Origin of the sequence: Rhizobium sp. RU20A (assembly GCF_900155885.1) — a bacterium.
Classification (GTDB): Bacteria; Pseudomonadota; Alphaproteobacteria; order Rhizobiales; family Rhizobiaceae; genus RU20A.
The window spans coordinates 252,126-277,393 of record NZ_FTMB01000003.1; the positions used below are offsets into that span (position 1 = coordinate 252,126).

The window sequence follows — 25,268 nt, forward strand, 5'->3', positions numbered from 1 at the left end:
CGGGGAACCGTACTTCCCCTTTGACGGCGACGGATTTCCCTTATGAGCCAATTCGACGTTCTGACGATCGGCAATGCGATCGTGGACATCATTTCCCGCTGCGACGACCGGTTCCTGACCGAGAACGCGATCATCAAGGGGGCCATGAACCTCATCGATGCCGAGAGGGCCGAACTGCTCTACAGCCGCATGGGACCGGCGCTGGAAGCCTCGGGCGGCAGCGCCGGCAACACCGCCGCCGGGGTTGCAAGCCTTGGCGGGCGGGCCGCCTATTTCGGCAAGGTCGCCAACGACCAGCTCGGCGAGATCTTCGCCCACGACATCCGCGCCCTCGGCGTACATTTCCAGACTGAGCCGCTGCCACAGGTGCCGCCGACGGCGCGCTCGATGATCTTCGTCACCGAGGACGGCGAGCGGTCCATGAACACCTATCTCGGCGCCTGCGTGGAGCTTGGTCCGGAGGATGTCGAAGCCGACGTGGTGGCGTCCGCGAAGATCACCTATTTCGAGGGTTATCTGTGGGACCCGCCGCGCGCCAAGGATGCGATCCGCGCCGCCGCGCGCATTGCCCACGAGAATGGCCGCGAAGTCTCGATGACGCTGTCGGACAGTTTCTGCGTTCACCGCTACCGAGCCGAATTTCTGGACCTGATGCGGTCTGGCACGGTCGATATCGTCTTCGCCAACCGTTCCGAAGTGCTGGCGCTTTACGAGACCGAAGACTTCGAGCTGGCGCTGTCGAAGATTGCGGCCGACTGCAAGATGGCGCTGGTCACCAAAAGCGAAGAGGGCTCGGTGATTCTGAAGGGGACGGAGCGCATCGAAATCGACGCCATGCCGGTGGAGCGCGTGGTGGATACGACGGGCGCCGGAGACCTATACGCGGCCGGCTTCCTGTTCGGTTACACGGCCGGCTATCCGCTCGCGACATGCGGCAAGCTCGGCAGCCTCGCGGCCGGCATCGTCATCGGCCAGATCGGTCCACGGCCCATGCTGCCGCTCGACGCCGAGGCCCGCAAGGCAGGCCTGATCTGAACCGCATCGCCTCGGGCAGGCCTACTTGAAGGCCTCGCCCGGATAGGCGCCCCAGATCTCGCCCTGCGCGATCCAGCCTTCCACGCCCTGCGTGTCGACTTGGCACCAGTCGCCATTGCATTCCTTCACGTGAATCATCACGCCTGGCTGCAGGCGGGCGATGATGCTGCTGGTCGATTGCGGCTCGCGGCGCATGTTGACGAAGACGCCCTCGCCCTTGCCGCGCATCCACGGGGCAGCCAGCGCCGTGCGGCTGCCGGAGAGCAGCGCCTGGTTGACCCAGCCTTCCGTTCCATCGGCGTCGCGCACGCGTCGCCAGTTGTCGTATTCCTGGATGATCTCAACGGGAACGCCGGGCTTGAGGTAGCGCCAGGAGACAGCGTAATCGATGCTTGGGCCGATGCGCAGGTTGACGCTCTTGGCCTTCAGGCTGACGAAACGCGGCAGCGGCAGGCCGCTCGGCCCTTTCGCCACCTGCGCCAGCGCGTCAGCGGCGGGCAGCGCGATCATCACGAGCGAGGCGAGGCACAGCGGGAGAAGACGAAGGACGCGACGCATGACGGAACCGTTTTCGTTGTCGTTCAATGGGCATCGCCGCAAGTGACAGGCCCTCGGGCAACCGTCGCGCAAGGATCAGGGGGGCGACACACGAGAAGTGTTTGTCTTCCCCGACGGGTCTGTTAAAAAATGCGGCTTCCGGGGAGAACGATCACCCATCTTGGTTAAAAACCCGTCAACGGGCTGTGGGGTTTCATGACGAACAAGAAGAGACCGAAGGTCTACATTACCCGCAAACTGCCGGACGCGGTCGAAACGCGCATGCGCGAACTCTTCGATGCCGAGCTCAATATCGACGATACGCCCCGCACGCGGGACGAGCTTGTGGATGCCATGCAGCGCGCCGACGTCCTCGTTCCGACCGTCACGGACCGGATCGACGCAAGCCTGATCGAGGCGGCCGGCCCGCAGATGAAGCTGATCGCAAGCTTTTCGAACGGCGTCGATCACATCGACATCGAGGCCGCCACACGCAAGGGCATCACCGTCACCAACACCCCGAACGTGCTGACGGAAGACACGGCCGACATGACAATGGCGCTGATCCTCGCGGTGCCGCGCCGGCTGGCGGAGGGTGCACGCATCCTGACCGATCGCAAGGGTGACTGGGCCGGCTGGTCGCCGACCTGGATGCTCGGCCGCCGCATCGCCGGCAAGCGGATCGGGATCATCGGCATGGGTCGCATCGGCACGGCGGTTGCCCGCCGGGCCAAGGCCTTCGGCCTTTCCATCCACTATCACAATCGCAAACGCGTGCATCCGGATACGGAAGAGAAGCTGGAGGCAACCTATTGGGACAGCCTCGACCAGATGCTGGCCCGCGTTGATATCGTCTCCGTCAACTGCCCCTCGACGCCGGCGACCTACCATCTGCTCTCGGCCCGGCGGCTCGCGCTCCTGCAACCGACAAGCTACATCGTCAACACCGCACGCGGCGGCATTATCGACGAGGCGGCGCTCATCAAGTGCATCAAGGAAGGCAAGATTGCCGGCGCCGGTCTCGACGTCTTCGAAAACGAGCCGGCCGTGAACCCCAAGCTCGTGAAGCTCGCAGGCGAAGGCAAGGTGGTCCTGCTGCCGCATATGAGCTCGGCCACGCTCGAAAGCCGCATCGACATGGGCGACAAGGTGGTGATCAACATCCGCACCTTCATCGACGGCCATCGGCCGCCAGACCGGGTGCTGCCGAACCGGATGTGAGGCGTCAACGCTCTCTGCGGCGGTAGCGGATCGTCTCGAAGCGGGCCGAAAGCGCGTCATAGAGCATGAGGCGCCCCACCAGCGGCTCGCCGGCACCGGTGATGAGCTTGACGGCCTCCATGGCCATCAGCGTGCCGATGACACCGGTCAGCGTGCCGATCACGCCGGCCTCCGCGCAAGAGGGCACGACGCCATCCGGCGGCGCCTCCGGGAAGATATCGCGGTAACCGGGGTTCTGGCGCCCGTCCGCACCCGTCTCATAGGGCTTCAGCACGGTCAGGGAGCCATCGAACCTTCCAACGGCGCCTGTAACCAGTGGAATACGGGCCGTCTCTGCCGCGTCGGCGGCGGCGTAGCGCGTCGAGAAATTGTCGGAGCCGTCGATGAGAAGCGTGAAACGCGGCAAATGCTGCGCGGCAAAGACCGCATCGAAACGTTCCTCGAAGGCGATCGTCGTCACATGCGGGTTGAGCCGGGCGATCGCGGCGGTGGCGCTGGCGGTCTTTTCCGCACCCACCGTGCCGGTGTCATGGATGATCTGACGCTGGAGATTGGACAGCGAGACGCGGTCGTCATCGACGATGCCGAGCGTGCCGACGCCCGCGGCCGCGAGATAGGCGAGAACCGGCGCGCCGAGCCCGCCCGCGCCGATCACCAGCACGCGGGCCGCCTTCAGTCGCTTCTGGCCGGCACCGCCGATTTCTGGCAGCAGGATGTGGCGGCGGTAACGCTCGATTTCCTCCGCGCCCAGCGCCATCTCGGATGGGTATGCAACTGTCTCGGTCATCTCGCGATCTCAGCCTGAAACGGTGCCGTTGGCAACGGTGAGAAAACGGGCGCGGTCGCGGAGTGCCGCAAACATCGCCTTGTCCGTCCCCGTCATGAAGGCCTGGCCGCCGATGGCGTCGATGAGGTCGAAGAGGGCGGCGCGGCGGCCCTCGTCCAGATGGGCGGCAATTTCATCCAGCAGCAGAACAGGAGCAAAGCCGGTGATGTCGGCAACGAGCTCGGCATGGGCGAGGATGAGTCCGACAAGAAGCGCCTTCTGTTCACCGGTCGAGCAGCGCTCGGCCTCCATGGATTTTTCGAGATGGCGGACCACGAGGTCGCTGCGGTGCGGGCCTTCCAGCGTTCGCCCGGCCGCCGCATCGCGGTATCGCCCGCTGCGCAGCGCATCGAGATAGGCATCCTCAAGTTCAAAAGCCGGGCCGGCATGGGCATCCATGAAGCCGGAGAGCGTCAAGGACGCGGTCGGGAAGGGTGTTTCGCGCGGGCGCCGCTCGATGAGGGCGGCCAGAAGCCCCAGCATTTCACGCCGCGCCACCGCCATGGCCACGCCGAGTTCGGCCATCTGCTTTTCGAGCCCGGTCAGCCAGACGGGATCGGCGCCGGGCTCGGAGAGCAGGCGGTTGCGGCTGCGCATGGCGCGCTCGAAATCGGCCACGCGCCGGCCGTGCTCGGGATCGAGCGACAGGACGAGGCGATCGAGAAAGCGTCGGCGCTCTGAGGACGTGCCCGTGAAGAGCCCGTCCATCGCCGGCGTCAGCCACAATAGGCGGCAATGATCCAGCAGTTCCTCGACGGTGCGGGCCGGCGTGCCATTGAGGCGCAGGCGGCGGCTCTGGCTGTCCTCGCCGGGATCCGTGCCCGTGCCGATCTCGACACTGCCCTCCATGCCCTCCAGCTCGGCAAAGACCGTGAAGCCGCCATCGCCGCCGACACGCGAGACGTCTCCATAGGCGGCGCGGCGCAGGCCTCGTCCCGGCGACAGGAAGGAGACGGCCTCCATCAGGTTGGTCTTGCCCGAGCCATTGTCCCCGGTCAGCACCACATGGCGTGCGTCGAGATCGAGGGCGAGGCTCTCGTAATTGCGGAAATTGCCGAGCTTCAGCCGGCTGAGGCTCACCCTGTTGGCCATGTCGTTCCGGGTCGGCGGCGCTCGGCAGAATGGTCTGCGGGCCGCATCATCACATGAAAAAGCCGGAGGCGGGCGCCGCCCCCGGCTTCAGGTCTCGTCAGGAGATCAACGATCTCACTCGAAGAATTCCTTCATCCGGCTGAAGAAGCCGGTCGATTCGGGATTGTTCTCCTTGGAGGAGATTTCCTCGAATTCCTTCAGGAGCTCGCGCTGTCGCTTGGTCAGCTTCTGCGGTGTCTCGATCTGGATCTGGATGTAGAGGTCACCCGTCTGGGCCGAGCGCAGCACGGGCATGCCCTTGCCTTTGAGGCGGAACTGCTTGCCGGCCTGGGTGCCTTCCGGCACTGTTACGCGCGACTTGGTGCCATCGAGCGTGGTGACGTCGAACTTGCCGCCGAGTGCCGCCGTCGTCATGGAGATCGGCACGCTGCAATAAAGGTCGGCCCCGTCACGCTGGTAGAAGGCATGCGGCTTGACCGACAGGAAGATGTAAAGGTCGCCAGCCGGACCACCGCGCACGCCGGCCTCGCCCTCGCCCGACAGGCGGATGCGGGTGCCATCCTCGATGCCGGCCGGAATGTTGACCGACAGCGAGCGCTCTTCCGTGACGCGGCCGTTGCCGTTGCACTTGGTGCAGGGATCGGTGATGATCTGGCCGCGGCCATGGCAGGTCGGGCAGGTGCGCTCGACCGAGAAGAAGCCCTGCGTGGCGCGCACGCGGCCCGATCCCTGACAGGTGGTGCAGGTTTTCGGGCTGGTGCCGGGCTTTGCCCCAGACCCCGTACAGACGTCGCAGGTGATCGAAGTGGGAACGCGGATCTGCGCGTTCTTGCCGGTGAAGGCTTCCTCCAGCGTGATTTCCATGTTGTAGCGCAGATCAGCGCCACGCTCGCGCCCGCCGGAGGAGCGCCGCTGGCGCCCGCCACCCATCATCTCGCCGAAAATGTCCTCGAAGATGTCGGAGAAGCCGCCGGCGCCGAAACCCTGCGCGCCACCGGCACCGCCCATGCCGTTCTCGAAGGCGGCGTGGCCATAGCGGTCGTAGGCGGCCCGCTTCTGCGGGTCCTTGAGCGTCTCATAGGCTTCGTTGATTTCCTTGAAAGTCTTCTCAGCCTCGGCATCGCCCGGGTTCTTGTCCGGGTGATACTTCATGGCGAGCTTGCGAAAAGCGCTCTTCAGCTCTTTCTCGTCGGCTGTCTTCGACACGCCGAGAATTTCGTAAAGGTCACGTTTCATGCTCTTTTGATGATCCTGTCGAGAAGGCGGCCGAGCGGAAGGCATCGGCGGCCCTATTATCGTCTCTCAGGATTTAGTGAACCTTGACGCGCGATACCATAGGCAATGCACATGAGATCGCGAATTTTGTGGCGAAATGTGGCCCTTTCGCCCTGTGTCGCGGACTAGCCCGCTCCCACAGGCCGCGGCGGGCTCATGGCCGACAGGATGCGGTTGGCGAGCGGTTTTTCGAACCAGCGATCCGATGCCATGGCGACCAGCACCGTGATGGTCATGGGCATGGCAAGGTAGATGTAAAAGTTCAGGTCGACACCAATGCCGGAGAGCTTTCGCCAGACGACGGCCAGCAGGATGGTCTCGATGACGGGGTGCAGAAGATAGATGCCGAAGGAAACGGCGCCGGCAGGCGACAGGTAACGCAACACAGACGATCCCGCCGGATTGTTGCGCTCGGAGAGCGCGGCCAGGAACATGGCCAGGGCGAGGAGAGCGAGGATGATCGCCGCCGGCGCCAGCAGCAGCATGGCCCCGATTGCAAGCCCAAAGGCAAGCCAAGCCGGCAGGGGCGAAGCAAGGCGCAGGCGAGACGTCTTGACGGCCAGCATGACCGCGCCACCGAGAGCAAAATCGGCAAAGGCACGATAGGCGCCCCAGGTATCGGCCTTGAGCCAGCTTTCAAACGGCATGACACCGGCAAGGATCGCCGCTTCCATCAGCGCGATGGTGACGAAGGCGAGGAGAAGGAGCCCGACGATCCCGCCCCGCGCCATAGCAAAGACAAAGACTGGTAGAAGCAGGTAGCAGAACCACTCGGCCGAGAGCGACCAGGCCACATAGTTGAAGCTCAGGTGATCCGTCAGGCCCCAGGCCTGGATCAGCAGCAGGTTATGCGGAATGAGCGCTGTCTCATAGCGCAGCGGCTGGGTTGATGGCGCCAGACCGAGATGCACGGCGACACCGACCGCGATGAAGAAGACGAGCGTTGCCAGATAGAGCGGATAGAAGCGGACGAGGCGCTTGAGGATGAAGTCACGGTAGCTCGCCCGGTCCGTGATCCGGTCGCCATAACGCAGCAGGATCAGGAAACCGGAGATCATGAAGAACATGTCGAGCAGCGGCAGCAGGCGCTCCAGCATGTGGGAAATCGCATACTGGTCTCCGGGGCCATAGCGAAGGAAGTGATAGAGCATCACGAGGATCGCGGCAGTCAGGCGCCATGTCTCGAAAATCCTGAAATGCATCCATCCCCCTCGCACGCTTCATCCCGGCAGGTGGCAGGCTGCCTCATATCAGCGATTCTTGATGCACGAAAAACCTTAACGGAGCGCAGAATGCAAAGAGCCGAAACAGAAAAAGGGCCGCTTTCGCGACCCTTTTTCCTTCACTTGCGCGTGAAGCGCCTGATCAGGCCGACTTCTTGTCGTCCTTGACTTCCTCGTAGTCGGCATCGACGACATTGTCGTCGCCGGCATCACGGCGGGCATCGGCTTCTGCCGTCTCCGTCTGGTTGGCCTCGTACATGGCCTGACCGAGCTTCATGGAGGCATCCATGAGGGTCTGGGTCTTGGTCTTCAGGTCTTCCAGATCCGGCTCGGAAGCTTCCGTGGCGGTCTTCAGGGCGGCAATCGCCTCGGAGATCGCGTTGCGGTCGGCTTCGGTGACCTTGTCGCCAAATTCCTTCAGCGACTTTTCCGACGAGTGGATCAGGCTTTCGGCCTGGTTCTTCGCATCCACGGTCTCACGGCGCTTCTTGTCGGTCTCGGCGTTGGACTCGGCGTCCTTGATCATCTTCTCGATCTCGGCATCCGAGAGACCGCCGGAAGCCTGGATGCGGATCTGATGCTCCTTGCCGGTGCCCTTGTCCTTGGCAGACACCTGCACGATGCCGTTGGCGTCGATATCGAAGGTGACTTCGATCTGCGGAACGCCACGCGGTGCCGGCGGAATGCCGACCAGGTCGAACTGGCCGAGCAGCTTGTTGTCTGCCGCCATTTCGCGCTCACCCTGGGACACGCGGATGGTCACGGCATTCTGGTTGTCTTCGGCAGTCGAGAAGGTCTGCGACTTCTTGGTCGGGATCGTCGTGTTGCGTTCGATAAGACGCGTGAAGACGCCGCCGAGCGTTTCGATGCCAAGCGAGAGCGGGGTCACGTCGAGCAGCAGAACGTCCTTGACATCGCCCTGGAGAACGCCGGCCTGGATGGCGGCGCCGAGAGCGACGACTTCATCCGGGTTGACGCCCTTGTGCGGCTCCTTGCCGAACAGCTGCTTGACGACTTCCTGCACCTTCGGCATGCGGCTCATGCCGCCAACGAGCACGACTTCGTCGATCTCGGAAGCCGAGACGCCGGCATCCTTGAGCGCCGCCTTGCAGGGCGCGATGGTGCGCTGGACGAGGTCGTCGACGAGGCTTTCGAACTTGGCACGCGACAGCTTCATCGTCAGGTGCTTGGGACCGGAGGCGTCTGCCGTGATGAAGGGCAGGTTGATTTCGGTCTGCTGCGCCGACGACAGCTCGATCTTGGCCTTTTCAGCGGCTTCCTTCAGACGCTGCAGGGCGAGCTTGTCGTTCTTCAGGTCGATGCCGTTGTCCTTCTTGAACTCGGCTGCGAGATATTCGACGAGACGCATGTCGAAGTCTTCACCGCCAAGGAAGGTGTCGCCATTGGTGGACTTCACTTCGAAGACGCCATCGCCGATTTCGAGAACCGAGACGTCGAACGTGCCGCCGCCGAGGTCGTAGACGGCGATCGTCTTGCCGTCCTTCTTGTCGAGGCCATAGGCGAGCGCGGCAGCCGTCGGTTCGTTGATGATGCGCAGCACTTCAAGACCGGCGATGCGGCCGGCATCCTTGGTGGCCTGGCGCTGGGCGTCGTTGAAGTAGGCGGGCACGGTGATGACGGCCTGCGTGACCTTCTCGCCGAGATAGGCTTCCGCCGTTTCCTTCATCTTCTGAAGGATCATGGCCGAGATCTGCGAGGGGGACTGGGCCTTGCTGCCAGCCTCGACCCAGGCGTCGCCATTGTCGCCCTTGACGATCTTGAAGGGAACGAGACCCTTGTCCTTCGTCACGGTCGGATCTTCGTAGCGGCGGCCGATGAGGCGCTTCACGGCGAAGAGGGTGTTTTCCGGGTTGGTGACCGCCTGGCGCTTGGCCGGCTGGCCGACGAGGCGCTCACCATCATCCGTGAAGGCGACCATCGAAGGGGTCGTGCGTGCACCTTCGGCGTTTTCGATCACCTTGGCGTCCTTGCCGTCCATGACGGCGACGCAGGAGTTGGTCGTGCCGAGGTCGATACCGATTACTTTTGCCATTTCAGTCTCTCCTTGAAGCGGACTGTCAGAACCCGGTCAGGCATTCCTGTGACAGCCCCTAACGGGATGATCATGCGGGGTGAACGGACGTCGAAGCGCCCGTGGATTGCGGACATATAAGGAGCGCTGTTTGCGACTGCAAGGCGGCTTTTCCTCATCAAAGAGCAAAATTTTCCCGAAATTCCAGCGCTTTCGGGCGTTTGTGACAGTTTGTGCGTGGCCTCGGGTCTCAGTTGCCAAGGAGGACGTCGAGCAACGTCGTGCGGCGCGTTGCCCCCGTGGTCTCGCCGACATCGGCGGGCGGCGCAAAACCGCCACCATCCGGCCCAACGGGCACGGGATCGCCAGCGGCAACCGGCCCTTCGAGCACGCCACCCTCGGCGCCCGGTGCAACCGGATAGCCGTCGCTCATGACATCGCCGGGTGGCAACTCCGCATTCGGCAGTTCGCCACCGGGCAGCGGATCGCCGAACTGCGGCTGGACTTGCGTCGTGCCGAAGATCGGCGAAGGTGACAGGCCCGTGTGGGCAGCCGTCATGAATTCCTTCCAGGCCTTGGCCGGAAGGCCCCCACCCGTGACCTTCTTCATCGGCTTGCCATCGTCATTGCCGAACCAGACGCCCGTCGTCAGCTGGCTCGTGAAGCCGACGAAGAGGGCGTCGCGGAAGGACTGCGTCGTGCCGGACTTGCCGGCCGCCGGCCAGCCGTCGAGGCGGGCATTCTTGCCCGTTCCGCGCTGGATGACGCCCTCCATCATCTGGTTCATCTCTGAAACGACGATGGGGTCGAGCACGCGGGGTGGGTTGTCGTAGGTGTTCTCGTAGAGCACCTTGCCGTCTGCCGTCGAAACGCGGCGGATGACGTGCGGCGTGGCCTTCAGCCCGCCATTCATGAAGGCAGCATAGCTCGAGGTCAGTTCCACCAGCGAGACTTCCGATGTGCCGAGTGCGATCGAGGCATTGTCCTGCAGATCCGAACTGATGCCGACGCGGTGGGCGAGCTTGACGACCTCCCTGGGCCCGACTTCCATGACCAGTTGAGCGGCGATGGTGTTCAGCGATTGGGCCAGCGCATCGGCAAGGGTCACCTCGCCGCGATATTTCTGATCGTAGTTCTCCGGCGTCCAGTTGCCGATGCGCACCGGCGCATCGTTGCGGATGGAGAGCGGCGTGCGGCCCATTTCAAGGGCTGCGGCATAGACGAAGGGCTTGAAGGCCGAGCCCGGCTGGCGCTTGGCCTTGGAGGCCCGGTCGAACTGGCTTTCGGCATAATCGCGCCCGCCAACCAGCGCGCGGATGGCGCCGGTGCCATCGACGGAAACGAGGGCCGCCTGCGAGACGCGCGACTTGGCGCCCTCGGCATCCAGCACATCCTTGATCGAGGCTTCGGCCTTCTTTTCAAGATCGGGGTCGATGGTGGTGTCGACGACGAGGTCTTCCTTGATCTCGCCGATCATGCCGGGCAACTGGTCCATGACCATATCGGCGGCATAGTGCTCGGCGCCGGACCAGAAGCTTTTCGCCCGTGTCGGTGCCTGCGACATGGCCGTCTTGATCTCGCTGTCGGTGATGAAGCCGGCCTCGCGCATGGCGCCCAGCACCACCTGGGCACGGGCTTCCGCCGCTTCCGGATCGCGGGCCGGCGAGAGGCGCGAGGGCGCCTTGAGGAGACCGGCGAGAAGAGCGGCCTCGCCAAGGTTCACGTCGCGCGCCGACTTGTTGAAATAGCGGCGCGAAGCGGCCTCGACCCCATAGGCATTGGAGCCAAAGAAGACGCGGTTGAGATACATGGCAAGGATCTGGTCCTTGGTGTAGTGCTGCTCCAGCCAGAAGGCGAGCAGGACTTCCTGCACCTTGCGCTCCAGCGTGCGCTCCGGCGAGAGGAAGAGGTTCTTGGCAAGCTGCTGCGTCAGCGTCGAGCCGCCCTGCACCATCCGCCCGGAGGTGATGTTCGTCAGCATGGCGCGGGCAAGGCCGAGCGGATCCACGCCCCAGTGCGAATAGAAGCGCCGGTCCTCGATGGCGATGACGGCCAGCGGAATATAGGGCGACATGTTTTCGAGCGGGATCGCCTCACCGCCGGTCGCGCCGCGATTGGCAATGATCTCGCCGTTGGCGGCGAGAATCTTGACGTTCGGCGGACGCTCGGGAATGGCCCAGCTGTTGGCGGCGGGCATGTTGGCGCCGTAGTAGACGACGAGGCCGGCAATCGCGATGCCGCCCCAGATGCCGAGAACGACGCCCCAGTAGAACAGACGACGGACGAAACCGAATATGCCGCCACCGCTGCTGCGACGGCTCTTGCGCTCGCCCCGCCTCTTTGGTGCCCGGCCGGAAGGCTTGCCGCGTCCCGAGCCTGTCACGCGGTCTCCCGCGTCGGCGCGCAGGTCGCTGCCGTCGGCGCCGCTGCCGAAGGAAGGTTCGATTCGTCCCTTGTTCTTGCCGCCTGCCATGCTGTCCGGCCGTGCCCCCTGCTGTCCTCCGGGCACGGATGTCGCCGGAATGTCGATATTGCGGGACGCGGCGGATCGCGCCCGGGCCCCGCGCTGCGGTGGGTGGACTTTAAATGCGGCGAATTAAGGGGTGGTTAAGCATCAGGGCGGCGTCTGGCCGCCCGAAATGCCATTCTGTTCGGCAACATAGCGCGAGCGCTCATAGCCGATCACCACGCCAAGCGCGATGAAGAACGGTATGAGCAGATAGAGCAGCCGGAAGATAACCAGTGCCGCCAGAACGTCCGCGGCCGGAATTTCCGGGAGGGCCGCGATGAAGACGAGTTCGAGCACGCCGATGCCGCCCGGCGCATGGGAGAGCAGCGCTGCGGAGAACGAGGCGAGGAAAACGCCGAGGATAACGAGGAAGCCTGGATTTCCCGCCTCCGGCAGCGCGAAGTAGATGATTCCGGCAGCGCCGATCAGTTCGATGGGGGCGATGACGAACTGACGCAAAACGATGCCGGGCCGCGGATAATGCAGCTGAAACCAGCGCGTTTTGAGGGGCGGCAGGCGCAGAACGCTACCGAGCAGATAGAGCAGCAGGAAGGCAAGAATGACGACGCCGGTGGTGCGCGACAGGCCCGTGGGGATGACATCCGCAAAACGCTCGACGAGTTCCGGCGAGATGAGCAGCACGAAGGCCGCCAGCATCAGCGTGCCAAGCGCGAAGGTGAAGGAGCAGAAAGCAACGAGGACGCCGATCTCGGAGGGGCTGAGGCCCTTTGCCTGATAGGCACGGTACCGCACCACGGCACCCGAAAGCACCGAAGCGCCGATCGTGTGGGAGAGCGCATAGGTGGTGAAGGAGCAGACCGTGATGAAACCGAGCGAAATGCGCCGGCCAAGATGGGCGAGCGCCAGATGGTCATAGGCGGCAAGGGCGGCATAGGCGAGAAGCGTCGAAAGGATCGCGAGGATCCAGCCCTTCGCCGATACGGCCCTCAGGCTGTCCATGAAGGCATGGAATGACATGTCGCGCAGTTCGAAATAAAGGCCATAGAGCGAAAAGCCGATCGCCAGGAAACCCACCACCGGCCAAAAGGCGCGCTTTATCGAGTGCATTGCCGGGCCTCCCGATCGTGAAGGTGAGCCGCACGCCCTTCGCATAGCATCTTCTGACCGGCGCTGACGCCGATTGCTCGTCTTTCCGCTGTCAAATTCCTGTCCAACTTTCCGTAACGCCTTCGCGCAGGAAGGCCCGTTCGCCCCGCAAACTAGCGCTTGTTTCCTTCGATTTTCTTCGCAGGAACCACCGTCCCTCACGCAAGGTCAAGAAAAGCGACCACATTTTTGCGTGATCGCTACTGGGACCTTTCACGCGAAATGCATCATGCGGGGAGCGGTTCCACGCGTCAGGCCGTGCGGGCACCGAGGGCGGCGAGAATGCGGACCCAGGAGCGGATGCCCTTGTGGAAGGAGTTGAGATTGTACTTCTCGTTGGGGGAATGGATGCGGTCGTCGGCAAGCGCAAATCCGACCAACAGCGATTCCATGCCGAGCAGCTTCTGGAAATCGCCGACGATCGGGATGGAGCCGCCCATGCCGATGACGACGGCCGGCTTCGGCCATTCATCCGAGAGCGCGTCCTTGGCGAGCGTCAGCAGTTCCGAGTCATAGGGCAGCTGGATCGCAGGCGATGCACCATGCGGGTGGAACTCGACCTTGCAATCGGCGGGAATGCGCGCCGTCACATAGGCGCGGAAGCTCTCGCGGATCCTTGCCGGGTCCTGCTGGCCGACGAGACGGAAGGAGACCTTTGCCGAGGCGCGGGCGGCGATCACCGTCTTGAAACCTTCGCCGGTGTAACCGCCAGTGATACCGTTGACCTCGGCCGTCGGGCGGGCCCAGGTGAGTTCGAGGACCGAACGGCCGCGCTCGCCGGAGGGCTGCGACAGGCCGATCGGGCCGAGGAACTTTTCGGCGGACTGGCCGAGCGTCTCCCACATGGCTTTCACATCGTCAGGCGTCTCTTCCACGCCGTCGTAGAAGCCAGGCAGCGTGACGCTGCCGTCTTCCGCATGGAGACCGGCGAGGATATCGGCGAGGATGTGGATGGGGTTGGCGGCGGCACCGCCGAAATAGCCGGAATGCAGGTCGCGGTCGGCGGCGGTGACGACGATCTCCTCGCCAACCAGACCGCGAAGCCCGGCAGAGATGGACGGCGTTTCCGTATCCCACATGGACGTGTCGCAGACGAGCGCGTAGTCGGCCTTCAGTTCTTCGGCATGGGCTTCGAGGAAGGGCTTCAGCGACGGCGAGCCGGATTCCTCTTCGCCTTCGAAGAGAATGGTGACGCTGACCGGCAGGCTGCCATGGACATCCCTATAGGCACGGCAGGCCTCGACGAAGGTCAAGAGCTGCCCCTTGTCATCGGAGGTGCCGCGTCCCGTGATGACCTTGCGCCCGTCACGTTCGACGATGCCGGGGGTGAAGGGATCGCTCGACCACTCGCCGAGCGGATCGACGGGCTGCACGTCGTAATGGCCGTAGAAGAGCACTGAGGGCGCACCGGCCGGGCCGGCCTGATGGGCGACGACCATGGGATGGCCGGGGGTGTCGCGCACCGAGGCCTCGAAGCCGAGGTCCGAGAGTTCGCCGACCAGCCATTCGGCTGCCTTCCGGCAATCGTCCTTGTAGGCCAGATCCGTGGAGATCGACTTGATGCGAACCAGCGCGAACATCCGCTCGAGGCTGGCCTCAAGATTGGCATCGGCGCGGGAAAGGGTGGCGGTGAGGTCGATCGAAGCTGTCATGGTGGCGAATCCTTCCTGTTGGCGCGACCCTACACAAGCGCGCGCCGGGAGAAAACCGCGGAACGAAGGCGGCCGATGCGCTTAAGGGGCGATGGGATGGCGCACCGTGTCAGCGCTCTCGTCGCCCTCTGCATTGGCGAGCGCCATGCGCATGTATTGCAGCAGCAGCTCCCGCTCGAAGCGGCGGAACCCCTTGAAGAGGTCGTCCTCAACGGCGCGGGCCGCCGACTTTGCCTCCTCCTCGATGGCGCGGGCCTTGTCGGTGAGGAAAACCAGCTGGGCGCGGCGGTCGCTCGGATGCGGGCGGCGCTCGATCAGCCCGTCGCGCTGCATGCGGGCGAGCGTATTGGCCATGGTCGCCTGCTCGATATCGACCCGGTCCAGCAGCTGGCGCTGCGTCAGGCCGTCCTCCTGCCAGAGCTCCAGCAGAACCGGGAACTGGCCGGGCGCAAAACCGAGCGCCTGGCCCCGCTCGTGCAACGCCCGGGCACTGACCTTGGCCAAGAGACCCGCAAGATGCGTCGCCGATTCGGTGTGTTTGAAGCCCATGCCTATCGGTACGCCCGAAGCCACTGCCAGACAAGATGGATCGCAGGCGATGAAGACACGAAAACCGCCATGGGGTGGCGGAGCCCATGGCGGTTTCGTTAAGAACGGACAAAGGCCCGGAGAGGGGGGATGAGGCCTTTGTCCAGCATCCGGTGCGGCGGGGGACAGGCCGGTACCAGACGACGGCGGGTTTGCGGCGCCGTTGACTTAAGAAATGTGCGGCCAAATATGGCTTTTCAAGGGAAGAGGACCGGCCTGTTCGATTACAAATTCGTAAGGTTCGCGTGAGTGGAGAGGCATTCGGCCACCGCGGTGAAATCTGCCTTTCCAGTCCCCGGCGGCATGGACGCTGGCGGGTGGCTGCGCTATCCCTTCCACCCATGAAAACAGGCGATCATCTCTTCCTCGTCGACGGCTCGGGCTTCATCTTCCGCGCCTTCCACGCCATTCCCGCGCTCAACCGCAAATCCGACGGCCTGCCCGTCAATGCGGTATCGGGCTTCTGCAACATGCTGTGGAAGCTTCTGACGGATGCACGCGACACGTCCGTCGGGGTCACGCCGACGCATTTCGCGGTCATTTTCGACTTCTCGTCGAAGACGTTCCGCAATGCGCTTTACGACCAGTACAAGGCCCACCGGCCCGAGCCGCCGGCCGACCTCATCCCGCAATTCGGCCTGATCCGCCACGCCACGCGGGCCTTCAATCTGCCCTGTATCGAAAAGGAGGGCTTCGAGGCTGACGACCTTATCGCGACCTATGCGCGGATGGCCGAGGCGACGGGCGCCGATGTCACCATCATCTCGTCCGACAAGGACCTGATGCAGCTCGTGACGCCGCGCGTGTCCATGTATGACAGCATGAAAGACAAGCAGATCGGCATTCCCGAGGTGATCGAGAAGTGGGGCGTGCCGCCGGAAAAGATGATCGATCTGCAGGCCATGGTCGGCGACAGCGTCGACAACGTGCCCGGCATTCCCGGCATCGGTCCGAAGACGGCGGCGCAGCTTCTGGAAGAGTTCGGCGATCTCGACACGCTGCTGTCGCGTGCCGGCGAGATCAAGCAGCAGAAGCGGCGTGAGACCATCATCGCCAATGCCGATCTTGCCCGCCTCTCGCGCGACCTCGTGCGACTGAAGATCGACACGCCCATCGACGTGCCGCTCGAAGAGCTGCGCCTCGAGCCGCAGGACGGGCCTAAGCTGGTTGCCTTCCTGAAAGCCATGGAATTCAACACCTTGACCCGGCGCGTTGCCGCCGCCACCGAAACCGATGCGGAGGCGGTGGAGCCCGCGCAGGTGCCGGTCGAGCGCGGCGCCGGAGCGCACGGCCCCGATCTCGACAAGGGCGAGGCAAGTGCCGCCCCCGTCTCGACAACCGGAGCTGCGCCTGTCGCATCGGCTTCGGCCTCCCCCGCAGGAGAAAACCCGTCAGCGCTTGCGGCAGCCCGCGCCGAAACGCTCGGCGCCCAGCCTGTGGACCGCAGTGGCTATGCCACGATCCGCGACCTTGCAACGCTGGAGACGTGGATTGCGGCGGCCCGTGAGATCGGCACCGTCGCCTTCGACACCGAGACGACCTCGCTCGATCCCATGCAGGCCGAACTGGTCGGCTTTTCGCTGGCTTTTGCCGAACAGGGCACGGATCCGCGCGGCCTCGTGACCCGGGCCGCCTACGTGCCGCTGAGGCATCGCAACGGCGTCGGCGATCTCCTAGGGGGCGGCGAGCTGGTCGAGGGGCAGATCCCCTTCGGCCAAGCGCTCGACCGATTGAAGGATCTTCTCGAAGACCCTTCCGTCCTCAAGGTCGCGCAGAACCTCAAATATGACTATCTCGTCATGAAGCGGCACGGCATCGAGGTCGCGGGCTTCGACGATACGATGCTGCTCTCCTACGTTCTCGATGCAGGTGCGACGACGCACGGCATGGACACGCTGTCGGAGCGCTGGCTGGGCCACAAGCCGATCGCCTACAAGGATGTTGCCGGCAGCGGCAAGGGGGCGGTCACCTTCGATCTCGTGGAGATCGACCGCGCGACGGCCTATGCCGCCGAGGATGCCGACGTCACGCTGCGCCTCTGGCATATCCTGAAGCCACGGCTTGCCGCCAATGGCCTCGTGTCCGTCTATGAGCGGCTGGAACGGCCGCTGGTGCCGGTTCTGGCCCGCATGGAAGAGCGCGGCATCACAGTCGATCGGCAGATCCTCTCGCGCCTGTCCGGCGAGCTGGCCCAGGGTGCCGCTGCCCTCGAGGCCGATATCTACGAGCTGGCGGGCGAGACCTTCAACATCGGTTCGCCCAAGCAGCTCGGTGACATCCTGTTCGGCCGCATGGGCCTTCCGGGCGGCTCCAAGACCAAGACCGGCCAGTGGTCCACCTCCGCGCAGGTGCTGGAAGACCTGGCGGCGGAAGGCCATCCCCTGCCCCGCAAGATCGTCGACTGGCGTCAGCTGACCAAGCTCAAATCCACCTATACCGACGCCCTGCCCGGCTTCGTGCATCCGCACACCAAGCGCGTCCACACCTCCTACGCGCTCGCCGCGACCACAACGGGGCGCCTCTCCTCCTCCGATCCGAACCTGCAGAACATCCCGGTGCGCACCGCCGAGGGCCGCAAGATCCGCACCGCCTTCGTCTCGACACCCGGCAACAAGCTGGTTTCGGCCGACTACAGCCAGATCGAGCTGCGCGTTCTCGCCCATGTCGCCGATATTCCGCAGTTGCGGCAGGCCTTTGCCGACGGCATCGACATCCACGCCATGACGGCGTCGGAAATGTTCGGCGTTCCGGTCGAGGGTATGCCGGGCGAGGTGCGGCGACGCGCCAAGGCGATCAACTTCGGCATCATCTACGGCATTTCCGCCTTTGGCCTCGCCAACCAGCTCTCCATAGAGCGCTCGGAAGCCGGCGACTATATCAAACGTTATTTCGAGCGTTTCCCCGGCATTCGCGACTATATGGACGCGACCAAGGCGACGGCGCGCGACAAGGGCTATGTGGAGACGATCTTCGGCCGGCGCATCCACTATCCGGAAATCCGTTCCTCCAACCCCTCGGTGCGCGCCTTCAACGAGCGCGCCGCGATCAACGCCCCTATTCAGGGCTCGGCCGCCGACATCATTCGCCGCGCGATGATCCGCATGGAGCCGGCGCTTCTCGAGGCAAAGCTTTCGGCCCGCATGCTGCTGCAGGTGCATGACGAACTGATCTTCGAGGTGGAAGACACCGAGGTCGCGCGCACCATCCCCTTCGTCACCGAGGTCATGGAAAACGCCGCCATGCCGGCGCTCGACATGCGCGTGCCGCTGAAGGTGGACGCAAGGGCCGCGATGAACTGGGAAGAGGCGCACTGAGGGCTACGGTCAAGGAGCACTCCCTTCAGCCGGTGGGGCGGGCAGCAAGCCTTGTCCTCCGGCTTTGCCTCGTGACACGACAATGACTGCGGGCGCAGCGTGCGAAACGACGACGCATCAACGTCGCGCCGCCGGCTGTCCTCCGTCTTGAGCCGGAGCCGCCGCCTTCCTAGATGTTGAGCGAACCGGCCGTCCCTGCCGGACCCAAGGAGCCCTTCATGATCCTCACGGCCGCGCGGCTTTCGCTCCGCAATCTCTTTGCACCCGAGACCCGGTCGGTGTTCTGGAAGGTGATCGGGCTGACGCTGCTCTGCCTGATCGCCGTGTGGTTTGCGCTGCGCGGCCTGTTCTACGCCTATGTCCTGCCGTGGATCGCGGCCGCCTGGCCGGCGGCGGGCGCGGAATGGGCGGGCTGGGTGACCTTCTTCGTCGGCCTCTTCGCCAGCATAGGCCTCGCGCTCGGCCTTGCCCTGCTGCTGGCGCCGATCAACGCCCTGATCGCCGGCCTGTTTCTCGACGATGTGGCCGAGGTGATCGAAAAGCGCGACTATCCCGCACTTCCCCCCGGCCGCGCCATGCCCTTGGGAGCGGCGATCGTCGAAGGCGCGAAATTCCTCGGCATCGTTATCCTCGGTAACATCGTCGCGCTGCTCCTGCTGCTGGTGCCCGGCGTCAACCTCATCGCCTTCTTCGTCGTCAACGGCTATCTGCTCGGCCGGGAGTTCTTCGAGTTCGCCGCCATGCGGCACCTCTCGCCGGAAGCGGCCCGGGAATTGCGGGCGCGCCATGCCGGCCGCGTCACGCTTGCCGGCTTCCTCATCGCGGGTTTCCTCGCGATCCCCATCGTCAACCTTCTGACGCCGCTGTTTGCAGCCGGCCTCATGGTGCACCTCTACAAGAGTATCGCAAAGGCACCGCCTTCCACCTTGCGCTCGGCCGCCTGAGCGGTCATCTGAAGCGACCTGAAAGCGGAGCATGGCGATGAGCGATAGCGAACAGCAGACGCAGGACGAACGGATCATCCGGCTGGAGGAAACGGTCGCCTACCAGACGCATGTCATCGAGGAATTGTCCGAGGAGATCGCCCGGCAATGGACCGTCATCGAGCAGACGCGCGCCAAGCTGGATCGGCTGACCGAACGCTTCCTGACGCTGGAGGAGCAGTCGGCCGAAGCCATCCCCGTGCAGCGTCCGCCGCACTACTAGGCCGCGTCCCCCAAACAAAACCGCCGGGCTTTCACCCGGCGGCCTGATGGTGTCGAACCGAACCATCCCGTCCCGATCAATAGGGGCAGGCTTCGTCCGTCATGTAGTCGTGGACCTGAACGGTGCCGGCAATGATGTCGGCCTTGGCCTTTTCGACTGCGGCCATCATCTCAGGCGTTATCAGGGCCTTGTTGTTGTCGTCGAGCGCGAAGCCGACGCCATCTTCCTTCAGGCCGAGCACGGAGATGCCGGGGGCAAACGTGTCGTCCTTGGCGCTCTTGAAGGCGTCGTAGACGGCAACGTCGACACGCTTCAGCATCGAGGTGAGGACCTTGCCCGGATGCAGGCCGTTCTGGTTGGAATCAACGCCGATCCCCAGCTTGCCGGCATCGGCAGCCGCCTGGAGAACACCAACACCCGTGCCGCCAGCGGCGTGATAAACGACGTCGGAGCCCTGGTCGATCTGCGACTTGGTGATTTCGCCGCCCTTGACCGGATCGTTCCAAGCGTCCGGCGTGGTGCCGGTGAAGGCCTCGAGAACCTTTACATCAGCGCCGGTGGACTTGGCGCCGCCAATATAGCCACAGGAGAACTTGTGGATGAGCGGGATGTCCATGCCGCCGACAAAGCTGACGGTCTTCGTCTTGGAGGCGAGGCCGGCGAGAACGCCAACGAGGTAGGAACCTTCCTGCTCCTTGAACACCACCGACTTCACGTTCGGCTTTTCGACGACCATGTCGATGATGGCGAACTTGGTGTCGGGATATTCGGCGGCGACCTTTTCAAGCGCCGCGCCCCAGGAGAAGCCGGCCATCACGATCGGGTTGTTGCCATCGCCGGCAAAGCGGCGCAGTGCCTGCTCGCGCTGGGCATCATTGGCGATTTCGAATTCGCGATATTCGATGCCGCTCTCGGTCTTGAACTTCTCGGCGCCATTGAAGGCCGCCTCGTTGAAGGATTTGTCGAACTTGCCGCCGAGATCGTAAATGATCGCCGGCTTGATGTCGGCCGCATAGGCGGTCGCGGACATCAAGGAGAAGGCAAGGAGTCCGAGGAGGGATTTCTTCATCTTGCAGCCCTGTTGTTGCTATTGATCTTGCGGGGTCCTCCCGCAGACCTCTCTTCTGGAGGCCTGTCTGCGGAACTGTCCGGCGGGTCAGACCTGCCGGACGCGCGGCATCCTTGCATGGCTCCCGGCAAAATTCACCCGGAATTTTTTCATCCGGTCAAAAAAACGCAAAGGCCCCGCGACGCGGTCGCGAGGCCCTGCCTTGCAGTCGATCCGCCGGCCTCAGCCGACGCATTCCACGCCCGTGCCCTTGAGCCCGCAATAGCCGCCGGGGTTCTTGGCGAGATATTGCTGGTGATAAGGCTCGGCATAGTAGAAGGGCCCGACGGGCGCGATCTCCGTCGTGATCCGCGCGCCGAAACCGGCCGCATCCAGCGCCTTCTGATAGCCGGCGGCGGCCTTTCTCGCGGCCTCCAGATCGGCATCGTCAAGCGTATAGATGGCGGAGCGATAGGTGCTGCCGACATCATTGCCCTGGCGCATGCCCTGGGTCGGGTCATGCTCTTCGAAAAACACTTTGAAGAGGGTTTCAAGGGCGACCTGCCCGGGGTCATAGACAACCATCACCACCTCGGCGTGGCCGGTCAGACCCGTCGTGGTTTCCTGATAGGTCGGATTGGGCGTCAGTCCGCCCGAATAGCCGACGGCCGTGACGTAGACGCCCGGCAGCTGCCAGAACAGGCGCTCGGCGCCCCAGAAGCAGCCGAGACCCAGATAGATGGTCTTCAGTCCTTCGGGGAACGGGCCCTTCAGGGCCCGGCCATTGACGAAATGGTGCTCGGCGGTCGGGATCGGCTCGGCGCGCCCCGGCAGGGCGGTCTCGGCGGTCGGCATCGCGGTCTTGCGATTGAAAAGGTCACTGAGAAACATCGTGCTGTCCTTCCTGCGCTCCTCGCGCATGCGCTCGGCGCCGGCGCTCGAAACCGCGCCGCGCCATCGGTTTGATCTGTCGTCTTCTGTTGTCCGTTGCCCCCCGCCCGGGGCGACGGCGATTTCCCACGCCTTCAGGCCGTGGGCATGCCCGTGATGCGCGGCGTGCGCCGGTAGCCGATGATCCAGAAGACCAGAGCTAGGCCAAGCATCACCGCAGCGGCCGGGCGATCCAGCAACCACTGCATCACCGTCCGGCCGAGATTGGCGCCGCCTTCACCGAAGGCACCGGCCAGGGATCCCGGAAAGGCCGCGAGCCGGCCGGGAAGCGAAGGATCGAGACCGGTTACGACATCACCGAAGCGGACCAGAATGGTCGATCCGGCCGACACAGACTGAACCGCATCCACGGTCGCCAGAAGCACCGCCGCCACGAGGGCGAAAAAACTTGCCAGCCTGAATATGAGCCGCATGCCGATGCTCCCCCGCATCTTCGACGAAAAGGCCGCCCTGCCCGGCAAAGATAGGCATGCCGCGTCCCTCCTGCAATGCCCCTTCTCGCCCCGGCTGCGTCACAAGCCCATACGCCCAACAGTCGGTATCCGCCGGTCTGCCGCAAGACGGGCTGAGGCGTCCGCCGTGCCGCCGGAAGGCTGCTCGATGGCACAAGCGCGGACAGCGCATATTTCTCTCAGAAATCAGTTGATCCGAAAGAGCACCTCGGTATATACCGCGCCGGTCACGCCAACCGTGACAGGCGCAAGACAGCGCTTTTCCGCCTCGCACCAACCGGCGATCGCGGCTTTATACGGACAGGTGGCCGAGTGGTTTAAGGCGCACGCCTGGAACGCGTGTGTACGTGAAAGCGTACCGAGGGTTCGAATCCCTCCCTGTCCGCCATTCAATTCAAGTTTCTACCGCGATTTTGACTCCTTCCGGTCTGCGTTGGTCAATACGCCGGAACGGTCCGGCAATCGACACGCGTTTGCGCTGTCCAAGCCACCGCCCGTCTTCCGCAGACACAGCTTCCCGCGCGACGGACGGTTGGAATTGGGGTATGGGTCGGGTCTGATGGGATGCGGTGCGAGGCGGCCGGTGGAGACAAGCAAATATATTCCGGATGAGCTGGATCGGCGGATCATTGCGCATCTGCGGGTCGATGGGCGAGCGTCGTTGTCGAAGCTTTCGGCGGCGCTGGGCGTGGCGCGCGGGACGGTCCAGAACCGGCTCGACCGACTGGTGGCGACGGGGACGTTGCTCGGCTTTACGGTGCGGGTACGCGAGGACTATGACGCACAAACCGTGCAGGCGATCATGATGATCGAGGTGGTGGGCAAATCCACCAACCAAGCCATTCGCCGGCTGCGCGGCCTGCCGGAGATCGTGTCGCTGCACACCACCAACGGCAACTGGGACCTCGTCGCCACGATCCGCGCGGCGAGCCTTGCGGATTTCGACCGGGTGCTGCGCGAGGTCCGGATGATCGACGGCGTATCCAACAGCGAGACGAGCCTGCTTCTGTCCAGCACCTGAGCGGTGAACCGGGCGCATTCCTCACAAGGTTCCATCCCATAGGCCTCGTCGAGAGCCGGCGCGTAGCTGCCCGCCCTGTTTCCCTAACCACCGGCCATCACCGCCGCGGCGCGGTGCAGGAAGCGGATGCGGGCCTCGAAGCCGCTGTCGCGGCCGCTTGCCGGAGAGGACAGGACAAGCTCGGCGTTCATCTGCTGCAACAGACGCTCCACGATCGACAGGCCAAGGCCCGAGCCGGGTGCCTGCGTGCGACCGCGGCCAAAGCGGCGGCGGATCGCAGCCAATTCCTCCGTGGCAAGGACAGGGCCACCATTAGCAATTGACATCGTTGCCCCTTCCTCGATCCGAAGGGTGATGGGCTCATCGCTTGCGCCATGGCGTATCGCGTTTTCGACGAGGTTGCGCAGGACAATGGCGAAAGCATCGGGATCGGCGGGCTCGAAGAGGCGGGCGTCCGGTGCGCGCAGCACTTCCAGCCGGCCCGGGTCGTCCATGCGGCGCCGGAAATCGGTGACGACGAGATCGATGACCGGAAGGAGATCGATTGCCCGGTCTGCCGCGCCGATGCCTGCCTCCGCGCGCGACAGTTGCAGGAGCTTTTCGGTCAGGCCGGCAAGGCGGGTCAGCGCATGCTCGACCTGCCTGGCGCGGTCGCGGGCCGGTCCATCGCCAAGAAGTGCGATCAGGACTTCGGTCTGCGCCAACGCACCGGCCAGCGGCGTGCGCAATTCGTGGGCGCTGTTGGCGGTGAATTCGCGCTCCGCATCGAGCGCCGTTCGCAGCCGGGCAAGCAGGGCGTTGACGGACAGCACGATCGGCTGCAACTCGCGCGGCAGGGCGTCGACGGACATGTCGGCCAGATTTCCGCTGTCCTTCACGCCGATAGCGGCACGCAGGTCCTCCACCGGTGCCATGACGCGGCGCACGATGAGCCAGACGAGCAGCACGCTGCCGGGGACGAGCAGGAACAGCGGCAGCAGCAGCGCCGCCGCGCCTTCGCGCAGGGCCTCCCGGCGGTGGCCGAGCGGGTCGGCCACCTGAATGAAGATCGTGTTGCTGATTGCCGCCAGCGTATAAACGCGGTGGCCATCTCCATCCCAGAAACCACTCTTCAACGGCGCGTTGAACGGTTCCCGCGCCTGGTCATGCGAGTGCATCAGCACCTTTCCGCTGGCATCGCGGACCTGGTAGGTCACATATTCCTCTTCGCTCAGCGGCGCCGCCTGCTGGAAGTTCAGCGGGCCCTGGTCGTCGCTGCGCTGAAAAAGATCATCGACCACGAGAGGCAGAAGGCGCGCGGCGGTTTCCTCCAGCGCACTGTCGAAGATTTCCCCGAACTCTTCCTGCATCACATAGGCGCCGAGCCCGGTGGCAGCCAGCCAGAAGCAGGTGAGTGTTGCGGTCAGCCAGACGACGAGGCGCTGGGCCATGCTCTTATCGCGGCCTCTCATGCCTTGCCCATCCGGTAGCCGATGCCGCGCACCGTCTCCACAATGTCCTTGCCGAGCTTTTTGCGCAGGCGGCTGACATAGACCTCCACCGTGTTGCTCTCCACCTCCTGGCCAAAGGCGTAGAGCGCTTCCTCGATCTGCTGCTTGGAGATGATCGCGCCGGGGCGGGCGACCAGAACATCGAGCACGGCCCATTCACGGCTCGAAAGAACGATATCGGCACCGGACAGCTGCACGGCGCGGTCGGCGGGGTGAATGGTAAGGGCACCGATGACGATGACCGGCCGCGCCTGCCCGGCATAGCGCCGGGCCACCGCCAGCATTCGCGCCGTCAACTCATCGAGATGGAATGGCTTGACGAGGTAGTCGTCGGCCCCGCTGTTGAGACCCTCGATGCGGTCGGAGAGCTGATCATGGGCCGTGAGGATGATGACTGGCGTCGTATCGCCACGCCCGCGCAGGTCCTTGAGAAAAGTGATGCCAGAGCCGTCAGGCAGGCGCAGATCGAGCAGGAGGAGGCCGTAGGCGGCCGTGCGGGCGGCGATCTCGGCATCCGCGATGGTCTTCATCCAGTCCACGGCATGGCCGGCTGCCGTCACATGGGCACGCACCGCATCGCCCAAGATTTCGTTGTCTTCGACGAGCAGGATGCGCACCGCTTTCCCTTTCTTTGCCGGCTTCGGACTTTTGTGACGGTCCGGCCACCCTTGTTCTGTTTCGAGCGATCC

The 25,268-nt window shown here is 64.2% G+C and carries 21 protein-coding genes and 1 tRNA gene; 7 read left to right on the top strand and 15 right to left on the bottom strand.

What is annotated here, in order from left to right; genetic code table 11:
• Positions 1-42 precede the first annotated feature (42 nt).
• A complete protein-coding gene (locus F3H41_RS11695) occupies positions 43-1,035 on the top strand; it encodes an adenosine kinase (protein WP_149738849.1) in 993 nt (330 codons plus the stop codon).
• A gap of 21 nt (positions 1,036-1,056) precedes the next feature.
• Here F3H41_RS11695 and F3H41_RS11700 read toward each other — a convergent pair whose 3' ends face one another.
• A complete protein-coding gene (locus tag F3H41_RS11700) occupies positions 1,057-1,593 on the bottom strand; it encodes an SH3 domain-containing protein (RefSeq protein WP_149738850.1) in 537 nt (178 codons plus the stop codon).
• Positions 1,594-1,788: 195 nt separating this feature from the next.
• Between F3H41_RS11700 and F3H41_RS11705 the strand changes: the two genes are divergently transcribed.
• Positions 1,789-2,793, top strand: coding sequence for a D-glycerate dehydrogenase (locus F3H41_RS11705; RefSeq protein WP_149738851.1), 1,005 nt, complete (start codon positions 1,789-1,791; stop codon positions 2,791-2,793).
• A 4-nt stretch (positions 2,794-2,797) separates the two neighbouring features.
• Here F3H41_RS11705 and moeB read toward each other — a convergent pair whose 3' ends face one another.
• The 9 genes from moeB to F3H41_RS11750 form a co-directional block, all read right to left on the bottom strand.
• A complete protein-coding gene (gene moeB, locus F3H41_RS11710; RefSeq protein WP_244616172.1) occupies positions 2,798-3,580 on the bottom strand; it encodes a molybdopterin-synthase adenylyltransferase MoeB in 783 nt (260 codons plus the stop codon).
• A 9-nt stretch (positions 3,581-3,589) separates the two neighbouring features.
• The gene (recF, locus tag F3H41_RS11715) at positions 3,590-4,711 is read right to left on the bottom strand and encodes a DNA replication/repair protein RecF (protein WP_149738852.1); all 1,122 of its coding nucleotides are present in this window, start codon (positions 4,709-4,711) and stop codon (positions 3,590-3,592) included.
• 114 nt (positions 4,712-4,825) lie between these two features.
• On the bottom strand, positions 4,826-5,947 hold the full coding sequence (dnaJ, locus tag F3H41_RS11720; RefSeq protein WP_149738853.1) for a molecular chaperone DnaJ: 1,122 nt from the start codon (positions 5,945-5,947) through the stop codon (positions 4,826-4,828).
• A gap of 164 nt (positions 5,948-6,111) precedes the next feature.
• Positions 6,112-7,188, bottom strand: coding sequence for an acyltransferase (locus tag F3H41_RS11725; RefSeq protein ID WP_149738854.1), 1,077 nt, complete (start codon positions 7,186-7,188; stop codon positions 6,112-6,114).
• Between the two features lie 163 nt (positions 7,189-7,351).
• Positions 7,352-9,262 (bottom strand): molecular chaperone DnaK, encoded by a 1,911-nt coding sequence (dnaK, locus tag F3H41_RS11730; RefSeq protein WP_149738855.1) that lies wholly within the window; start codon positions 9,260-9,262, stop codon positions 7,352-7,354.
• Between the two features lie 229 nt (positions 9,263-9,491).
• Positions 9,492-11,714 carry a transglycosylase domain-containing protein gene (locus F3H41_RS11735; protein ID WP_149738856.1) on the bottom strand — a complete coding sequence of 741 codons (2,223 nt, stop codon included), beginning with the start codon at positions 11,712-11,714 and terminating at the stop codon, positions 9,492-9,494.
• 141 nt (positions 11,715-11,855) lie between these two features.
• Positions 11,856-12,818 carry a YbhN family protein gene (locus F3H41_RS11740; RefSeq protein ID WP_149738857.1) on the bottom strand — a complete coding sequence of 321 codons (963 nt, stop codon included), beginning with the start codon at positions 12,816-12,818 and terminating at the stop codon, positions 11,856-11,858.
• Between the two features lie 290 nt (positions 12,819-13,108).
• Entirely contained in the window at positions 13,109-14,509 is a 1,401-nt protein-coding gene (locus F3H41_RS11745; protein ID WP_149738858.1) for a M20/M25/M40 family metallo-hydrolase, read from the bottom strand.
• A gap of 81 nt (positions 14,510-14,590) precedes the next feature.
• Positions 14,591-15,058 (bottom strand): MarR family transcriptional regulator, encoded by a 468-nt coding sequence (locus F3H41_RS11750; protein WP_149738859.1) that lies wholly within the window; start codon positions 15,056-15,058, stop codon positions 14,591-14,593.
• A 380-nt stretch (positions 15,059-15,438) separates the two neighbouring features.
• Between F3H41_RS11750 and polA the strand changes: the two genes are divergently transcribed.
• From polA to F3H41_RS11765, 3 genes are all read left to right on the top strand, one after another.
• Complete coding sequence (polA, locus tag F3H41_RS11755) at positions 15,439-18,411, top strand: DNA polymerase I (RefSeq protein WP_149738938.1); 2,973 nt, start codon at positions 15,439-15,441, stop codon at positions 18,409-18,411.
• 218 nt (positions 18,412-18,629) lie between these two features.
• Positions 18,630-19,355 (top strand): sulfate transporter family protein, encoded by a 726-nt coding sequence (locus tag F3H41_RS11760; protein WP_149738860.1) that lies wholly within the window; start codon positions 18,630-18,632, stop codon positions 19,353-19,355.
• A 37-nt stretch (positions 19,356-19,392) separates the two neighbouring features.
• A complete protein-coding gene (locus tag F3H41_RS11765) occupies positions 19,393-19,617 on the top strand; it encodes a SlyX family protein (protein WP_149738861.1) in 225 nt (74 codons plus the stop codon).
• 76 nt (positions 19,618-19,693) lie between these two features.
• Here F3H41_RS11765 and F3H41_RS11770 read toward each other — a convergent pair whose 3' ends face one another.
• The 3 genes from F3H41_RS11770 to F3H41_RS11780 all read right to left on the bottom strand — a co-directional run bounded on the left by F3H41_RS11770 (position 19,694) and on the right by F3H41_RS11780 (position 22,029).
• Complete coding sequence (locus F3H41_RS11770; protein ID WP_149738862.1) at positions 19,694-20,686, bottom strand: BMP family ABC transporter substrate-binding protein; 993 nt, start codon at positions 20,684-20,686, stop codon at positions 19,694-19,696.
• Positions 20,687-20,908: 222 nt separating this feature from the next.
• The gene (gene msrA, locus F3H41_RS11775; protein ID WP_149738863.1) at positions 20,909-21,556 is read right to left on the bottom strand and encodes a peptide-methionine (S)-S-oxide reductase MsrA; all 648 of its coding nucleotides are present in this window, start codon (positions 21,554-21,556) and stop codon (positions 20,909-20,911) included.
• 134 nt (positions 21,557-21,690) lie between these two features.
• Complete coding sequence (locus F3H41_RS11780) at positions 21,691-22,029, bottom strand: hypothetical protein (protein WP_149738864.1); 339 nt, start codon at positions 22,027-22,029, stop codon at positions 21,691-21,693.
• A 337-nt stretch (positions 22,030-22,366) separates the two neighbouring features.
• On the opposite strand from F3H41_RS11780, the gene F3H41_RS11785 reads away from it, so the two are divergent.
• Positions 22,367-22,456 (top strand) — tRNA-Ser (locus F3H41_RS11785).
• Positions 22,457-22,627: 171 nt separating this feature from the next.
• Positions 22,628-23,089, top strand: a complete 462-nt coding sequence (locus F3H41_RS11790) for an Lrp/AsnC family transcriptional regulator (RefSeq protein ID WP_149738865.1) — start codon at positions 22,628-22,630, stop codon at positions 23,087-23,089.
• An 83-nt stretch (positions 23,090-23,172) separates the two neighbouring features.
• Here F3H41_RS11790 and F3H41_RS11795 read toward each other — a convergent pair whose 3' ends face one another.
• On the bottom strand, positions 23,173-24,540 hold the full coding sequence (locus tag F3H41_RS11795; RefSeq protein WP_149738866.1) for an ATP-binding protein: 1,368 nt from the start codon (positions 24,538-24,540) through the stop codon (positions 23,173-23,175).
• Entirely contained in the window at positions 24,537-25,196 is a 660-nt protein-coding gene (locus tag F3H41_RS11800) for a response regulator transcription factor (RefSeq protein WP_149738867.1), read from the bottom strand. Before F3H41_RS11800 ends, F3H41_RS11795 begins: the two co-directional genes overlap by 4 nt.
• Positions 25,197-25,268: the final 72 nt, after the last annotated feature.

Excerpts from the sequence above, each read along its gene's own strand:
- F3H41_RS11695 (WP_149738849.1), top strand. The coding sequence starts at position 43 with ATGAGCCAATTCGACGTTCTGACGATCGGCAATGCGATCGTGGACATC.
- F3H41_RS11700 (WP_149738850.1), bottom strand. The coding sequence starts at position 1,593 with ATGCGTCGCGTCCTTCGTCTTCTCCCGCTGTGCCTCGCCTCGCTCGTG.
- F3H41_RS11705 (WP_149738851.1), top strand. The coding sequence starts at position 1,789 with ATGACGAACAAGAAGAGACCGAAGGTCTACATTACCCGCAAACTGCCG.
- moeB (WP_244616172.1), bottom strand. The coding sequence starts at position 3,580 with ATGACCGAGACAGTTGCATACCCATCCGAGATGGCGCTGGGCGCGGAG.
- recF (WP_149738852.1), bottom strand. The coding sequence starts at position 4,711 with ATGGCCAACAGGGTGAGCCTCAGCCGGCTGAAGCTCGGCAATTTCCGC.
- dnaJ (WP_149738853.1), bottom strand. The coding sequence starts at position 5,947 with ATGAAACGTGACCTTTACGAAATTCTCGGCGTGTCGAAGACAGCCGAC.
- F3H41_RS11725 (WP_149738854.1), bottom strand. The coding sequence starts at position 7,188 with ATGCATTTCAGGATTTTCGAGACATGGCGCCTGACTGCCGCGATCCTC.
- dnaK (WP_149738855.1), bottom strand. The coding sequence starts at position 9,262 with ATGGCAAAAGTAATCGGTATCGACCTCGGCACGACCAACTCCTGCGTC.
- F3H41_RS11735 (WP_149738856.1), bottom strand. The coding sequence starts at position 11,714 with ATGGCAGGCGGCAAGAACAAGGGACGAATCGAACCTTCCTTCGGCAGC.
- F3H41_RS11740 (WP_149738857.1), bottom strand. The coding sequence starts at position 12,818 with ATGCACTCGATAAAGCGCGCCTTTTGGCCGGTGGTGGGTTTCCTGGCG.
- F3H41_RS11745 (WP_149738858.1), bottom strand. The coding sequence starts at position 14,509 with ATGACAGCTTCGATCGACCTCACCGCCACCCTTTCCCGCGCCGATGCC.
- F3H41_RS11750 (WP_149738859.1), bottom strand. The coding sequence starts at position 15,058 with ATGGGCTTCAAACACACCGAATCGGCGACGCATCTTGCGGGTCTCTTG.
- polA (WP_149738938.1), top strand. The coding sequence starts at position 15,439 with ATGAAAACAGGCGATCATCTCTTCCTCGTCGACGGCTCGGGCTTCATC.
- F3H41_RS11760 (WP_149738860.1), top strand. The coding sequence starts at position 18,630 with ATGATCCTCACGGCCGCGCGGCTTTCGCTCCGCAATCTCTTTGCACCC.
- F3H41_RS11765 (WP_149738861.1), top strand. The coding sequence starts at position 19,393 with ATGAGCGATAGCGAACAGCAGACGCAGGACGAACGGATCATCCGGCTG.
- F3H41_RS11770 (WP_149738862.1), bottom strand. The coding sequence starts at position 20,686 with ATGAAGAAATCCCTCCTCGGACTCCTTGCCTTCTCCTTGATGTCCGCG.
- msrA (WP_149738863.1), bottom strand. The coding sequence starts at position 21,556 with ATGTTTCTCAGTGACCTTTTCAATCGCAAGACCGCGATGCCGACCGCC.
- F3H41_RS11780 (WP_149738864.1), bottom strand. The coding sequence starts at position 22,029 with ATGCGGCTCATATTCAGGCTGGCAAGTTTTTTCGCCCTCGTGGCGGCG.
- F3H41_RS11790 (WP_149738865.1), top strand. The coding sequence starts at position 22,628 with ATGGGATGCGGTGCGAGGCGGCCGGTGGAGACAAGCAAATATATTCCG.
- F3H41_RS11795 (WP_149738866.1), bottom strand. The coding sequence starts at position 24,540 with ATGAGAGGCCGCGATAAGAGCATGGCCCAGCGCCTCGTCGTCTGGCTG.